The sequence below is a fragment of the Gemmatimonadota bacterium genome (assembly GCA_009838845.1).
In the GTDB taxonomy this organism is placed as follows: domain Bacteria; phylum Latescibacterota; class UBA2968; order UBA2968; family UBA2968; genus VXRD01.
The window spans coordinates 20,848-36,872 of sequence record VXRD01000135.1 but is presented as its reverse complement, the minus strand read 5'-3'; the positions used below and the strand labels follow the sequence as shown (position 1 = coordinate 36,872).

9 protein-coding genes are annotated in these 16,025 nt (G+C 50.6%); all 9 read left to right on the top strand.

Going from position 1 to position 16,025, the window contains the following annotated elements; all coding sequences use genetic code 11:
• The first annotated feature begins 24 nt into the window (after nt 1–24).
• The 9 genes from F4Y39_18855 to F4Y39_18815 all read left to right on the top strand — a co-directional run bounded on the left by F4Y39_18855 (nt 25) and on the right by F4Y39_18815 (nt 16,022).
• Nucleotides 25–399: a hypothetical protein gene (locus tag F4Y39_18855; GenBank protein MYC15790.1), complete on the top strand. Its 375-nt coding sequence runs from the start codon at nt 25–27 to the stop codon at nt 397–399.
• 99 nt (nt 400–498) lie between these two features.
• A complete protein-coding gene (locus F4Y39_18850; GenBank protein ID MYC15789.1) occupies nt 499–3,930 on the top strand; it encodes a hypothetical protein in 3,432 nt (1,143 codons plus the stop codon).
• A gap of 207 nt (nt 3,931–4,137) precedes the next feature.
• Entirely contained in the window at nt 4,138–5,577 is a 1,440-nt protein-coding gene (locus F4Y39_18845; GenBank protein MYC15788.1) for a BamA/TamA family outer membrane protein, read from the top strand.
• A gap of 23 nt (nt 5,578–5,600) precedes the next feature.
• On the top strand, nt 5,601–7,280 hold the full coding sequence (locus F4Y39_18840) for a hypothetical protein (protein ID MYC15787.1): 1,680 nt from the start codon (nt 5,601–5,603) through the stop codon (nt 7,278–7,280).
• A complete protein-coding gene (locus F4Y39_18835) occupies nt 7,237–9,549 on the top strand; it encodes a BamA/TamA family outer membrane protein (GenBank protein MYC15786.1) in 2,313 nt (770 codons plus the stop codon). Before F4Y39_18840 ends, F4Y39_18835 begins: the two co-directional genes overlap by 44 nt.
• A gap of 55 nt (nt 9,550–9,604) precedes the next feature.
• The gene (locus F4Y39_18830; protein ID MYC15785.1) at nt 9,605–12,322 is read left to right on the top strand and encodes a BamA/TamA family outer membrane protein; all 2,718 of its coding nucleotides are present in this window, start codon (nt 9,605–9,607) and stop codon (nt 12,320–12,322) included.
• An 18-nt stretch (nt 12,323–12,340) separates the two neighbouring features.
• A complete protein-coding gene (locus tag F4Y39_18825) occupies nt 12,341–13,252 on the top strand; it encodes a DUF4956 domain-containing protein (protein MYC15784.1) in 912 nt (303 codons plus the stop codon).
• A gap of 71 nt (nt 13,253–13,323) precedes the next feature.
• Nucleotides 13,324–14,481: a hypothetical protein gene (locus F4Y39_18820; GenBank protein MYC15783.1), complete on the top strand. Its 1,158-nt coding sequence runs from the start codon at nt 13,324–13,326 to the stop codon at nt 14,479–14,481.
• Between the two features lie 53 nt (nt 14,482–14,534).
• A complete protein-coding gene (locus F4Y39_18815; GenBank protein MYC15782.1) occupies nt 14,535–16,022 on the top strand; it encodes a sulfatase-like hydrolase/transferase in 1,488 nt (495 codons plus the stop codon).
• Nucleotides 16,023–16,025 lie beyond the last annotated feature (3 nt).

The following is a 16,025-nucleotide window of genomic DNA, read 5'->3' as shown; positions in this document are numbered from 1 at the left end:
GGCATCTGGTCGGATGGGACGACCATGTGGGTGGCGGACGACTGGGACGAGAAATTGTATGCCTATGACATGATGTCTAAAGAGCGTGTCCCGGACAAAGATTTCAATACACTGAAATCTGCTGGAAACGGTAGCCCGGAAGGCATCTGGTCGGACGGAACGACTATGTGGGTGGCGGACGACTGGGACGAAAAGATATATGCCTACAACATGCTGCCCAACGGAGGCGCCACAACGGGCGTGACCGACTTCAATGGCGACGGTCGAACCGATTTGGCTGACTTCTTACTGTTCGTCAATGCGTTCGGCGGTACCGACGCCCGCTTTGATCTGGATGGGGATGGCACCGTCGGACTTAGCGATTTTCTGATCTTTGCCAACGCCTTTGGGAAGAATTAATAACCAGAGAAGACGGGAAGCCTCGCAATACTCAGCCTTCAGAGCAAGGAGGATGCTCACCTGAAAAAGGTCCTATTGTTCAACCTCATTCTCTCTATCTTGTTCGTACAGAACAGCCACGCTCAAACCACCCTTGAAGGGCATAAGGGGCGGATCAATTTTGTAGCGTTTGCACCCAACGGGACGATCCTTGCCTCTGGTTCAAGGGATGGAACGGTTGTGTTGTGGGACATGGCGACGCGCACAAATATTGCCACATTTGAAGACAATATTTATGGCGTTGAAGCTATAGCATTTTCTCACAATGGGACAACTCTCGCCACCGCGTCTTTGTATAGCATCAAGCTATGGAACATGGCAACGCGCACAAATATTGCTACTCTTGAAGGGAAATATTTTGAATCGGTAGCGTTCTCCTCTGATGGGAAGACCCTCGCTTCCGCATCCTGGGATGGGATCAAGCTGTGGGATGTGGCAACGCGTACGAGCACCGCCATACTTGAGGAGACGCCTTATGGCGGCGTCGAATCAGTGGCGTTTTCACGCGATGGCACCCTCGCTACCACCGCGTCAGAGTTTTTTGATGACACAATCAAGCTATGGGACGTGGCGACGGGAAACGCGATCACACTTAAAGGGCATACGGGAAATGTCACTTCAGTAGTGTTCTCGCGCGATGGCACGCTACTCGCTTCTGGATCAAATGATAAGACCGTCAAGCTGTGGGACGTGGTAACGCGCACAAATACCGTTACCTTTGAAGGGCATAAGGATAACGTAACTTCTGTGGGATTTTCTCCCGATGCTGCAACCATCGTTTCCGGGTCAGAGGATGGAAAGGTCAAGCTGTGGGACGTGGCGACGGGCACAAATATCGCCACTCTTGAAGGCCATACAGAGGAGGTTCTTTCGGTGGCGTTCTCATCCGATGGGACGACAGTCGCTTCTGGGGCAGAGGATGAGACGATCAAACTATGGGACGTGGCTGAGGCGGTTCAGCCACAGCCTGCGGGGTTGGCGATAATATCCGGCAATGACCAGCAAGGCACACCCGGTGCCGCGTTGCCCAACCCCCTGATCGTTGAAGTACAAGATCAGTACGGGAACCCTTTACCAGGTGCTCAAGTCACCTTTACAGTCACCGCCGGTGAGGGGAAGCTCAGTGGTCAGTTCACAGTTGAAAAGGCAACAACCGATGCCAATGGCCGCGCACAACGGACGCTTACACTTAGCCCCGGTCCGGGAACATACACCCTTATCAGGGTATCTGCTGGAAGTGAGTTGGTGATATTTACTGCTGGAACGCCTGACGTGCCACGCAGCAGGGACGGTGATTATTGGACATGGCATTTACCCGACGGCGTAACCGCACGCCTGGGCAAAGGTTGGATATTGGATATCGCGTATTCGGATGATGGCACGCGGTTGGCGGTCGGCAGTGGCATCGGTGTTTGGGTCTATAATGCACTCACAGGTGCCGAGATCGACTTCCTCACGGAGCATACGTCTGCTGTACGTAGCGTTGCGTTCAACCCGGATGGCAGCACACTCGCTGGTGGCGGTTGGGACGGTACAATCCATCTATGGGATGCAACCACTGGACAGCACTTGAATACGCTCACGGGGCATCGGTCCGCGGTCCGTAGCGTCGCCTTCAGCCAGAATGGCAACACACTTGCCAGCGGCAGTCAGGGCGGTACAATACACCTGTGGGACGCCACCACAGGACAGCACCTGAGAGTGCTCACTGCGCTGGATGTGTTTGGAAATGCGGAGATAGTCAATAGTATCGCGTTCAGCCCGGATGGCAACACGCTCGCAAGTGCTGGGAAATCTTTTCTTAGTGGTATCATCCATCTGTGGGATGCGACCACAGGACAGCACAGGAAAAAGATCGAACCGGTGGGGCCAAGCGCAGGCGGAATCTGGAGTGTCGCATTCAGCCCGGATGGTAGCACACTCGCCGGTGCCAGTCAGACTCTCCCGGGAATGCGCCAGGGCGACCTCTATTTGTGGGATGCCACCACAGGCACAGAGCAACGTTTAGAAAAGTCCGATTTTCCTCCAGTGCCTACCTACTATTATAGTATCGCGTTTAGTCCAGATGGCAACACGCTGATCAGTGGCGGCGGAAAGTTTTTTGGGGGAGGCAATATCGATTTATGGGATGCAGACACAGGGCAACACAAGCAGAGGCTCACAGGGCATGTGTGGCCTGTGCGAAAGGTCGCGTTCAGCCAGGATGGACGATTCGCCAGTGGAGGCGGAGAAGAACTCATTCTATGGGGCGCTACAGGACGACCATTGAACACGATCACAGGGCATAAATGGTTGGGCCGAAGCGTCGCATTCAGCCAGGATGGCACCCTCGTCAGTGGCAATTGGGCTGGTTCAATTGATCTGTGGGATGCGGATACAGCACAGCACGAGAAGAGGCTACCAGGGCATGCATCTGCAGTCCGCAGCGTCGCGTTCTCAAGGGATGGCAGAACGCTCGCAAGTGTGGCTGGCAAAACAATCCATCTGTGGGATGGGGGCACGGGACAGTACAAGATGAGCCTGCCCGATAGATCCTATGGAGGCTCTGGTTCTGGCATCGGAATCGGCATTGGTGGCATCGGCTTTGGTGACACCAGCGGCGGCCTCACCGGCATTAGAATTGGGGGCATCACCATCGGCTTTGGCCTTGGCGGCGGTAGTGACCCCTATAAATATGATCCTTTTATTTTTTCGGTCGCGTTCTCAAGGGATGGCAGTATGCTCGCGGCTGGAAAAGGTGGAGACCATGTTCGTGGTTCTATTGATTTTCGAGACGCTACCACGGGAAAATTATTAAAGAGGATCACAGGGCTTGAAGCGGATGTCTGGAGTGTCGCATTCAGTCCAGATGGGACACTGGCAAGTGGGAGTACAGACGGCATCATTCGTCTGTGGGATGCTACCAGCGAACAGCCCTTAAACGCGTTCGAAGGGCATACGTCGGCAGTCTGGAGCGTTGCATTCAGCTCAGATGGGAAGACACTCGCCAGTGGGGATGCAGATGGCATCATCCGCCTGTGGAATGTTACAACCGGACAACTCAAGCAGACGCTCCAGGGGCATACGGATGATGTCCGGAGCATTGCGTTCAGCCCGGATGACAGCATACTCGCCAGCGGGAGTTTGGACCGCACCATTCGTCTATGGGACGCCATTACAGGACGACCTGAGCAGACGCTTGAAGGGCATCTATCGGAAGTCTGGAGCGTCGCTTTTAGTCGGGATGGCAGCCTGCTTGCCAGTGGGAGTTTAGACGGTACGGTTCTGCTGTGGGATATGTCGCCGTATATCACAATACAATCCCAGACGCCATCGCCCGATTTCGATGGCGATGGCATTGTTGGTATTTCCGACCTTTTGCTATTTGTAGATTATTTCGGACTAACTCAAGGTGATGCAGGATATGACGCGCGGTATGATCTGGATGGGGATGGCAGCATTGGTATGAGCGATTTTCTGATCTTTGCCAACGCCTTTGGCAAAGAAGGATGATAAAGAATATGCGCTATGATTTGCGCGCTATTTGGCAAAGTCGTAGTCTGAAATTGCTGGCAGTTTGATGCAAAGGAGGATGCCTGAGCGGGTACCTGCGGTCACCAACAAGGGGGTTGATCTCTGTATTTTTGTATAGTATTTCTAATTTATATCACATAATTTGAGTTATATAACACAAGTTGATAATTTTTTGAGAATCGGTTGATGCGCTCATTTCTTCTTTCTCTTCCTTTATGTGTCTTTTTGTTTTGCCCCCCGAAAGACGCACATACCTCAACTTCGGTGACGTACACTGACAGTCTTTACAAGCACGATCCCTACGATATATCGCAAGCCAGAGTTACCGACAGTACGGATGTCTATGTTACAAAAACTTCAAAAGTGAAATATCTCTTGCGATCCCCCCGGTATATCTTGCTGACGATGGTCTATCCTTTGGAGAAATTCGCTATTCAAGTAGAGTACGCAAAACTGTGGATTCGTTACTATAAATTTTTCACCAATAAATCGGGTACATTTGGTCTTTTTCCGCACGGGCAATTGGGAGGAGAAACGGGCACAGGGATTGGAGCGCGTCTTTTCCATACCAATATCCTGGGGCGCAAAAACGCATTGACTGCACACTATATCTATTCGGGCGAGCAGGGGCAATTTTGCGAAGGTCTGTATATTGACCCCAATCTATTGGACACGGGGCTTATTTGGAAAATTCAGGGTGGATATTTGCAAACAAAAAATAGAAATGCCAATATAAACGGCGCAATAGATAACGACGAGTCGAGGCTTTTTGAACTCAAAAAAGTTGATGTTGAAACCTCTGTTGAATGGCGTTTGAAAACGGCTGAGACCGCGTCTATAGTGCCGCAGTTTAAAATGGTGGGCAGGATTGGATTTTCGCAGCGCGATTTTATGCCTGTATTGGGTGGATTGCAACCACTTTCCGACCCGGGATCATCACCACAGGCGCGTCTGGTTAAGGGGTTGGGCACAAAATTCAAATTTTATCGCGTTGGGCTTCGGGTAATATATGATGACCGCGATTATAAAAAACCAGTTCGCCAGCTTTCTCATCCATCCAATTATCGTTTTCCAGGCAGGATAGTTACACAATTTGGAGATCAGTTTTATTTTGCGCGAGATATTGGATATCCCGAACGCGGTGGATTTATCACTTTAGAAGGCGACTGGGTGACAGGCCCTGATCGCATTGCGTTCTACAAGATACGCGCCGAAGCTGCCCGTTATATCACGCTGTTCTGGAAGAACCGCATTCTGGTTCTGCACGCACGGGTGGATAAAGTGCGGTCAGTGGGGGATGGATTTGTTCCTTATACCGAGTTGATTCAATTGGGCGGTAATGAATCGGCACGCGGATACACGCGCGGTTATTTTCGCGGACAGGGAGCATTGCAATTTAATGTGGAGTATCGATATCCAATATGGGATTATTCGAATGTGTTTTTGTTTTGGGATGAAGCGCAAATTTTTGACCATTTTGGAGATTTGAGGTGGGGAGGGTTCCATTCTTCGTGGGGTGGCGGCATTGCATTTCGCACGGAGGTCGGTTTGCTCGGCAAAATCAAAATTGGGCATAGTACTGCCAATCGTTTCCTCATCGGATTTACGATGAGCCAGGCATTTTAGAAGACGCAGGGAAGACATTCTTGATGAAAAAGGATTTAAATAAATTGTGGGTATGGGTGCTTATGGCCTGTGTTGCCGTCGAGGCTGAAGCGATCGACCACCATTTATCGACTGCGCCAATCAAGTGGTTTGATCCCGACAATCGCAGTATTGTTCAACCCAAAGTAATTAAAAGGAATCTGATATGGGACATGGTCGATCACTCTTTTGTTTATCCAATGACTAAGAAACTGGATTTGGGACGGAGTGCGCGGCGGGTTGGGAATATTCTGAATATTGCGCCATCTCGTCAGGCAGATAATGTCAATGTGCTGGATGAAGTACCCAATTCATCTTGGTACACGAATCGGCATTTTCTTGTGCGGATGGATGCTGCGGCGTTGGCCAAAGGACCGGGGCACGCGCATCCAGATACGAGCGGTTCATGGGAGATTATATCGGGAAAATTAGAGGGCCAGGTGCCTGAGCTTACAATTCGGGACGCAAAAGGAGATATTTATTTTTTAAAGTTTGACGCAAAAGGTTATGAGGAGTTGGCGACAACTGCCGAGGTTGTATCGACAAAAATTCTGTATGCTGCGGGCTATCATGTGCCGCAAAATTCCGTTGTTTTTTTTCGCGCAGAATGGCTTACCATTGGCCCTGAGGCTGAGGTATCTGATGATGAGGGAAGACACAAGGACATGACAGATGCAGACTTGCAAAATGTACTGTCTTCTATTGAGAAACAAGCCAACGGGTATATCCGATGCCTGGCAAGCAAGAGATTAACGGGTATTCCGCTCGGTGTTTTTGATTTTCACAGTCGGCGGAAAGACGACCCCAATGATCGCGTGAAACACCAGCATCGAAGGGAGTTACGGGGGTTGCGAGCGATCTCTTCGTGGATCAATGATGTAGATCGACGTGCGGCCAACACCCTGAATATGTTTGTGACTGATGAACAGGGACGTCAATATATCAAACACTATTTGATCGATATGGACGCGACTTTGGGTAGTCGTTCGGTGCGGCCTCACACGCCTAAGTCAGGAAATGAGTATTTTGTCGATTTTCGCTATATTGTCCCATCTGTTTTGGGGCTGGGGCTGTATCGAAAGGCGTGGGAAGATGCAAAACCCATACATTTTCCATCAATTGGTTATTTGGAGAGCGATGTATTTTCGCCCAGGCGGTGGGTTACCAATTATCCCAATCCGGCTTTTCAGCGGTGTACAAATCGCGATGGGTACTGGGGGGCAAAAATCGCAATGGCGTTTAGCGATGCGGATTTGGCAGCTATTGTGAAGACAGGGCATTTGAGCGACAAGAAGGCTGAAGAGAGACTCATTCGACTTTTGATTGCACGCCGGGATAAGGTGGGCGATTACTGGTTTCGACGTATAAATCCGCTGGATCGCTTTTGGATTGACAGACGAGGATTGCATTTTGAAGATCTGGCGATTGTGGGAAATCTGGCTACTGAAGCAGAGACCCGGTATTTTTATCAATTTTTGAGTCGCGATGGAAAGGCGCAGGGTGCTGTGCGTCAACTCGATACGTCAGGACACATACCCATACCACGCGACTTGCCGGATGGACAATATTACGGGATAGAGATTCGGACCGTGAGGTCTGGATGGGCAGATAAATACGTTCGGGTTTATTTTTTTGTATGGAATGTCGGGCTATATCAGATTGTACGGGTTGATCGACAGGAGTAGTTTCAATTCTTTCAAAGTCGGGAATCAGATGACAGGCAAAAGGTTATACGCAATCAAATGCGGCATAGTTCAAAGCCTATTTGTTTTTTTGTTGTGTTTCGGTTTTGCCCTGTCTATCACGCTTCCTGCTTTTGCAAAACAGAAGCCCCGAGTCGCACTGGTGCTCAGTGGGGGAGGCGCGCGTGGCGGGGCACATATCGGCGTGTTGCGCGTGCTCGAGCGCGAAGGCATACCCATTGATTTGATCGTGGGCGTAAGTTATGGCGCTCTGGTGGGAGGACTGTACGCTGCCGGATATTCTGTTGATAATGTCGAACGCATTATTGTAGGAACAGATTGGTGGGAAATAACCAATAATCACCCCAACCGTCGTCTGTCGAATTTGAATCGCAAACCAATAGCTGATCGCCAGATGCTTGCATTGCGCCTCGATAAGTTGAACCTGAAATTACCTTATGGGGTTTTTGCCGGACAAAAAATTCAGCATTTTCTCAATCAATTGACCCTTGGCGCAATTTATCGGGCGCGAAACGATTTTGATCGGCTGCCAACGCCTTTCCGCGCAATAGCAACAGATATTTTATCTGGCGAACAGGTCGTGCTTAAAAATGGCTCGCTCGGCACGGCAATCAGAGCGAGTATTTCTGTTCCCGGGGTGTTTGCGCCGATAAGTACAGAACAAACCCATCTCGTAGATGGCGGCATTGTCAATAACTTGCCTGTGGATGTCGCATTAGACGCCGGGGCTGATTTAGTTATTGCCGTGGATTGTGCCACACCTTTGCGCACTCAAAAGCACGAAGTTGAAGATATTATCGACGTCATTGATCAGGCTGTTAGTTTTCGAATTGAAGAAAAAAAAATCGCAAATCGAAAACTCGCCCATGTGCTGATCATGCCCGATTTAAAAAAATTTGACGGAGGCGATTTTAATCTGTCATATACCTTGATCCCAATTGGTGAAAAAGAAGCCGAAAAACATCTGGATGCGATCTGGAAGGCTCTGCAAACGCTCGGAATTTCAAAGCGTGTCGAAAAATCGAGACCGTCGATATTGCCAGATGATTTTGATTTCAGAACCTGGGTAGATATACCATCGGATATTGTAATTGACCGGGTTCGGATTGAGGGTTTAGAGCGCTATTCACAAGAGGTATTTACATCGCGGTTGGAAAAGTTTGTCAATAAGCCGATATCGTTTCGGAAACTGGAAAACGAATCTGGCCGATTCTATGCGACCGGATTATTTCAAACGGTAGATTACGAGGTTATCTACCATGAAGACTATACCGAACTGGTTTTTCAGGTACTTGAAAACCCCCCCAGTGAGTTGAAAATAGGACTTCATTACGACAATGATTTTGGGGTTGCGGCACTGACCGAGTTTGCACATCAAAATGCTTATGGCCCCGTAGCAGAGTTTTATTTTCGCGGCCTGTTGGGCAATTTGAAGCTTGCTGAAATGGATTTAATTTTTCGCTCATCCAGGCGCCTGGGTTTCTTCGGGGAGATTCAGGGTTGGAATCAAGATCGGTTGTATTTTCAAAATGGGCAACACCAGGACACATATAACGAGAAGCGTTTTCGCGCGCGATTGGGCATGCAGGTTTTGTTCCACAGTTGGGGAGGTTTCAAAGTGGGGTATCAAGTCGAGCATGTCCGCATTCGCGATGCGGACAGTTCAATAGGCAATGCGTCTAAAGATCTGCCCGCCTTGTGGCTATCTGCAGGTATTGACACCCGAGACGATGCGTTTTTGACAAGACACGGCATCTATTTTCAAACGCAAGCAAAATGGGTTCATCGGACATTTTCACATAAGCAGGTGCAAACGCAACTCGCGTACTTCACCAGCCCCCATCCGCAATTGAGTGTGAGCCTCTGGTCTCACGGAGGCTATATGACACAGCCTGCACCGATTTATGAACACTTCGCATTAGGTGGTGCAGGACACTTTAGTAACACAGCATTGCGCGTTGTCGGTCTCAAACGCGACAAACTGCGGGCTTTCAGGTTCGTATCGGCGGGCATTTCTATTTGGAGCCACATGAAATTTTGGGGATCCATACCGCTCAGTGCTGTTGGAATTTTCTATCAGGGCGGCCTGTACAATATGTCTTCCAATCCGGATCAGCCCAATACCCGTATCCACGGTTTTGGTATTGGTGGTTATATCAGCACAACATTTTTAGGTCCCATTCGCGTTGATATTGTGAGTACAGAAGAAAAGGATATCCGGATTTATACCTCAGTCGGATTTGCGTTTTGATGCATATCTGCCCAACTGCAGGTTATACAAATCACCTTGAAACGAAAGGACAAACATGATATTTTCCAGATGGAACGCCATTTTACTCTTGCTGGTGTTCGCTTTTTCTTTTCCGGCAGAATCCACATCTGAGGAGGATTCACCGCCACCAGGATACAGGATTCACCGCTCTATCCCTCCGCAAGGTGCTAAGACCCACATGGTGATTCCAGGAGAAAGATTCCGGGCCAGCGGGTTCAAACGCTGGTTCTACGGCAGCAATAACCGGGACCTCTGGACCACTCCTATCGAGGTTTCAGTCCTCGACCTCAACAGCGTAGGAGGTGGCTTGACACCGCTTCGCACCGGCGGATTCGGGCAGTCTATCTCGCTTCACTTTACAGGGGAAGACGGCCGCCGCTATACGGTCCGCTCCCTGGATAAAGATCCCACCAAAAGAATATGGGACGAACTCAAGGATACGATCGTAGATGACGTCCTCCAGGACTTGATCAGCGCGCTTCTACCAACAGGGGCACTCGTGGCTGATCCGCTGATGGAAGCCACTGGTATCCTCCATTCCAAGCACACACTCGTAGTCATTCCGGATGATCCAGGGCTGGGAGAGTACCGCGAAGAGTTTGCCGGCCTTATAGGAACGCTACAAGAACACCCGTCTGAAGGGCCGGACGATACGCCCGGCTTTGCGGGTTCCCGGAGGATCAGCGGAACGGAGAGGCTGTGGGAACACCTTGAAGAAAGTCCTTGCAACCGCGTCGATGCCCGCGCCTATCTAAAGGCGAAACTGATGGATCTTTTCATCGGCGACAAGGACCGGCATTACGGCCAGTGGAGATGGGCGCAATTCCCCGATGGCGATTGTTATACATGGCTTACAATACCCGAAGATCGCGACCAGGCTTTTATCGGCTTCAAGGGGTTTGCCATGGCAATGGCGCGCAAAAGGCTCCCCAGACAAATCACGTTCGGAGACAAATATCCAAGCCTGGTGGGTCTATCGACCACGGGTTGGGAGATGGACCGCGAGTTTCTGTCCGAACTCAATAAGACCGCGTGGGATTCGGTAGTAACAGCGTTTCGAAAGGACCTGCCCGACCAGGTTATCGAGAATGCCGTGCGGAGACTTCCACCACCGTATTACAAAATGATTGGGGAAACGCTTACCCAAGCCCTCAAATCGAGGCGAGACGCATTGCCTGAATTTGCCAGCAGATACTATGAATTGATTACCCGCCAGGTCGAAATCCAGGCAACCGATAAGGACGAATACGCCCAGTGTGAACACCTGCCGAACGGTGATCTCGCAGTCCGTATCGGTCTGATAGAAGGTACTGGAGGAGAAAGGAAGACACCCTATTTCCAAAGAACTTTCCACCCTCAGGAAACCCGGGAAGTCCGAATATATCTCCGGGGCGGAGATGACCACGCGGAAATATCGGGGACAAAGGGACAGATTGTCGTTCGCATTGATGGTGGCGGTGGGGATGACGCGCTCACAAACTCATCCCAGTCTGGTGCATCAAAAACCCGGTTTTATGATTATCGTGGAAAAAATCAGTTCGCCAAAGGCAAGGGCGCGAAAATCGACGAACGACCCTACAAGCGACCTCCCGCCCGGCTTCTCCGCGCAAGGTATGCACTGGACTGGGGCGGGCAGGCTGCTACTGCTCCGATTATCAGGGTAAACCCGGATATGGATGTATTCTTGGGGGCGACCTACCATCGTCAGCATTTCGGGTATCGAAAAGACCCTTTCTCTTCGCAACATTTTTTCAAGATCGGGCTGGCGAAAGACAATGATCTCAAGGGTATCAAGCCTTTTGCCTCCTATACCGGAAACTTTCGCGAATTCATGCGCGACTTCGACGCGAGAATCTACTTAAAGTACTCCGGGTTCCAGACAATCAGGTTCAATGGATTCGGTAACAAAACGGAAATTCTGCGTCCATCTTCCTTCTATAAGGTGGAACAAAGACATTTCGTTTTCGCACCTGCCCTCGAGTTTCGAGCGGGAGATCATAAAGGAGATATGCCTCATGTTGGTATGGGATCGCTCCGCTCGAAATTAACCATTGACTTTGGGCCGATTATCAAGTATTCAAACACACCACTCAGTTCCAATCGGGAAAAATATATCGGTTCGCTCGATCAACCACTTTACGGTACAGATTCCTTCGGTCAGGTAGGCGCACTGGGTGAAGTCGCGTACGACACGCGCAACAGTTTGGGGTATCCCACTCAGGGGATCAGGGTCAGGGTTGCCGGAGACATCTATCCGGGCGTCTGGGATGTAGAATCGACCTTTGGCAGTATAGATGGGGCAGCCAGTACTTACCTGACAGCCCCTATTCCGACTACCCCCACCCTTGCCTTAAGAGCAGGAGGCAAGAAGGTATGGGGAACCTTTCCCTTCCACGAAAGTGCCTTTCTGGGTGGATCCGGTTTTGTCGGTAGTGGCATATCCAGCGGCAATTTGCGCGGTTTCCGGAAAAACAGGTTCGCTGGAGAGACTGCGCTGTATGGAAATTCCGAACTGCGACTGGTCCTGACAAAAATCAAGCTGCTGGTATCGGGAGAATTCGGATTGTTCGGTATAGCTGATGCCGGCCGGGTAATTTATGACAAAGATCCGGACAATGCCGATAAATGGCACACCAGTATCGGAGGTGGAATCTGGCTGTCTTTTCTCAAGCGCCAGCAGACCTTTAGCGCGGCAATCGTAAAAGGCGATGACCTGACGGGCGTATATCTGCGCGCTGGTTTTATGTTTTAGCTAATAAAGGAGGATGCGATGCTCAACAACATCATCATACGTCTCGCCATTTACTATATCACGTGGCTTTTGATTCTCAACGCGATTTTTCACATATTCCCCGAAATTCTCTATTACGTCGCCCAGGAGCGAGAACGCATCTTTGTAGGATCATCCCTTGACTCCGGGGCCGATCCGCCCATTCCGCTTGGAAACATCCAGGAAGGGGTAAATCGGCTCGCCGATCCGGAACACACGATTCCAGTTGTAGTCGCTTTGGTACTGGCCTTCGGGGTTACCCTCCCTATTACCTGGGTATATGCCTGGACGCATCCGCCCAAGAAATACAGTCAAGCCTTTGTACAAACTCTGCTCGTGATACCTGTCGCCATCTCACTGGTTGTTTTTTTGGTGAAGGGTAGTCTTGCCCTTGCGTTCAGTCTGGCGGGTATCGTGGCCGCTGTCACCTTTCGGCTCTCACTCAAATCGACCATAGAGGGTGTGTACATGTTTATGGTCATCGGGATAGGGCTGGCGGCTGGCACCCAGCTTACGACTGTGGCCTACCTCGCATCGTTGGCTTTCGTCACCATAACACTCGGCGTGTGGAAAATCAATTATGGCGCGCAGCCACCAGTACTATCCGGCTGGAGAATTGTTTCACCTGATCACTCGGTCCAGACCTCTGGGACAAAGGCCACCGGGAATTCCTATGATGCCCGGATTGAAGTACACACAACGAAGGTCGAAACAGCGCAAAAAGCAACAGCTCAAATCCTGAAATCCGGGACCAAACAGTGGCAAGTAGCAGATGTGATCGAGAAAGAAGATGGAACGGCCATCGTTGTGTATGATGTTTCGTTAAAACAATCCGTCGATCTGCCTTCCCTCATCCAGGATATTGAAAAAAGCAAAAAAAGTATCACAAACGCAACGCTGACTAAAGTTTAAAATTGGTATCTTAAAGCCTCCCTGTCACCGGGAAAGGTCTGGCAGGCATACTCATAACGGTATAATTGCACATGAAGAATCACACAGATAAATTTCTGCTGGGCTTCCTTGGTTTTGGCATTCTTCTCTACCTGTTGTCGATGGGCTATGATCCATCCTCAGATTTTAGTGGAAATTCGTCAAACGCAGATACAGATACTTCTATTTTAGACACTTCTACCGTCCTTCCTTTGGCGGACACGATGGCGGTATTAATATCTCCTGAAAGCTATACACCAAACGAAGAGACCGCTTCAGACACTTCTATCGTCTCCCCTTTGGCGGACACAATGGCTGTATTAGACTATGAAGAGGATTCATCCTCAGATTTTAGTAGAAATCCGTCAGACGATACTTCGAGCGTTCGCCCTCTGGCGGACACAATGGCTGTATTACAAAGGAAAATATCTCTTGAGAGCTATACACTAAACGAAGAGACCGCGACGCACTGGAAGCTCCCCACGTATCTTGAAGAGATCTCTGGTTTGGCAATGACCAGAGACGACCGACTTCTGGCGCACAATGATGAAAGAGGGGTCATTTTCGAGATCGATTATCAGAAAGGGTCAATCGTAAAATCATTCCAATTATCGGATATGAAGAACCCGGTTGCCAGTGATTTTGAGGGCATTGCAACAATTGACGACCAGATCTATCTGGTCACGAGTTCAGGGCGACTATACGCGTGTCGTGAGGGAACTGCTGGCGAGTCCGTTCTCTTCAATGTCTATACGACTGGCGTCGGCAGAGACTGCGAAATCGAGAGCCTGGCATACGACGAGAGCCAGCGGGCACTCTTACTGATGTGCAAGGACGCTCGCAGCGCAGACATGGAGGGAAAGTTGGCAGTATATCACTGGTCAATTGACGAGAAACAGCTAAAAAAAGATGCACATATCGCAATATCTGTCGATGAATTCTCTCAACACATCAAAGGAAAAAAATTCCAGCCTTCGGGAATCGAGCGACACCCGATGTCGGGAAATTACTTTATCGTAGCTGCGCGTCAGGGGGCTATCGCGGAGATCACGCCGGGTGGCCAGGTTGTTGCAGTCAGAGAGTTTCCCGCCCAGTGGCATCGTCAGGTTGAAGGTATTACCTTCGCCGCGGACGGCACGCTAATCGTTTCCGATGAAGGCGCGGGGAAGAGAGCGCGACTAACCCTTTACCCCGTCTCGGATAGTCAATAACAACACCATAAACCCAACCTATTTCAAAATCGCTGATAAAAACAGGACACACAATGGCACATCCGAAACCCAACTTGCTCTACATCCACTCCGACCAGCACGATCCTTATGTGACGGGCTGTTACGGCGACAAAATCGTTCAAACCCCCAACCTCGACAGCCTCGCGGCAAATGGCGTTGTATTTGAAAACTGCTATTGCCCCTCGCCAATATGCGTACCTTCGCGCATGTCCATGCTATCGGGGCGCTATCCCTTTGAAAACGAAGTGTGGACAAACGGGCACATACTCAACTCGAGCATTCCCACATTTGCCCATGCAATGGGCGCGGGCGGTTACGACCCCGTGCTCGTCGGACGCATGCATTCCAATGGACCGGATCAGCTACATGGATATGCTCGGCGCCTCGTAGGCGATCACGGGCCTAATCATCCCGGTGGCGGCGGCGTCAACCACGGAATGCTCTCGGGCACAGCAGGTCCTGCCCGCGTCAGCCTGACGAAATCGGGCATTGGACAAAGCGCGTATCAGGTACACGACGAAGACGTAACCGCAGCAACCGTTGCATATCTCGATCGCCTGGGCGTAAAAAAACGCGCCGGACAACCCGCAGAACCCTTCTCTCTAACCGTTGGATTTATGCTCCCCCACCAGCCCTTTGTCGCGCGCCGCGCCGACTACGAACGTTACGATGGCCACGTACCACCCCCCACTATCTCTGTCCCCTTCTCAGACGACCTGCATCCCCACATCAAATCCTGGCGCGAACGCTGCGGTATTACAACCGTCACAGAAGCCGAAATCCACCGCGCACGCACCGCATACTGGGCACTTGTTGACCGTATGGATTACATGATCGGACAGATCCTCACAACCCTCCGCCAAAACGATTTGATCGACAACACCCTCATCATTTACATGTCAGACCACGGTGAACAAGCCGGCGAACACGGCCTATGGTGGAAACAAACCTTCTACGAGCATTCCGCCAAAGTACCCGCCATCCTCTCCTGGCCCGGTCACCTGCCCGAAGGCAAGCGCTTTGACAACGTCATCTCTTCTATCGACCTCAACGCCACCATGATCGACGCCCTGCAATGTCCCGAACTCCCCCACTCTCGCGGGCGTTCACTCCTGCCCCTTATGCGCGGCGAAAACACATCCTGGGACAACCTCGCCTTCTCCGAATTTTGTCAGGACAGAGCAGGCGGTGGCGGACCCTTCTCCGCCGAAGGCGTGTACCAGCGCATGATTCGGCAGGACGAATGGAAATTCAATTATTACCACAACCAGCCCTGTCAACTCTTCAATCTGAAAGAAGACCCTAACGAATTGCACGACCGCGCTAACGATTCGTCCTGTCAAAGCCTGATCAAAAATTTCACCGCCCGTATCCTCGACGGCTGGGATCCCGACGCCATCGCATCTCAAATCGCCGCCCGAAACAGAGACTCCCGCATCCTCACGGCCTGGGCACGCCATACCAAACCCGCAGATACGATCCGCTGGGACTTGCGCCCCGAAATGGATTATCTGGAATAGCGG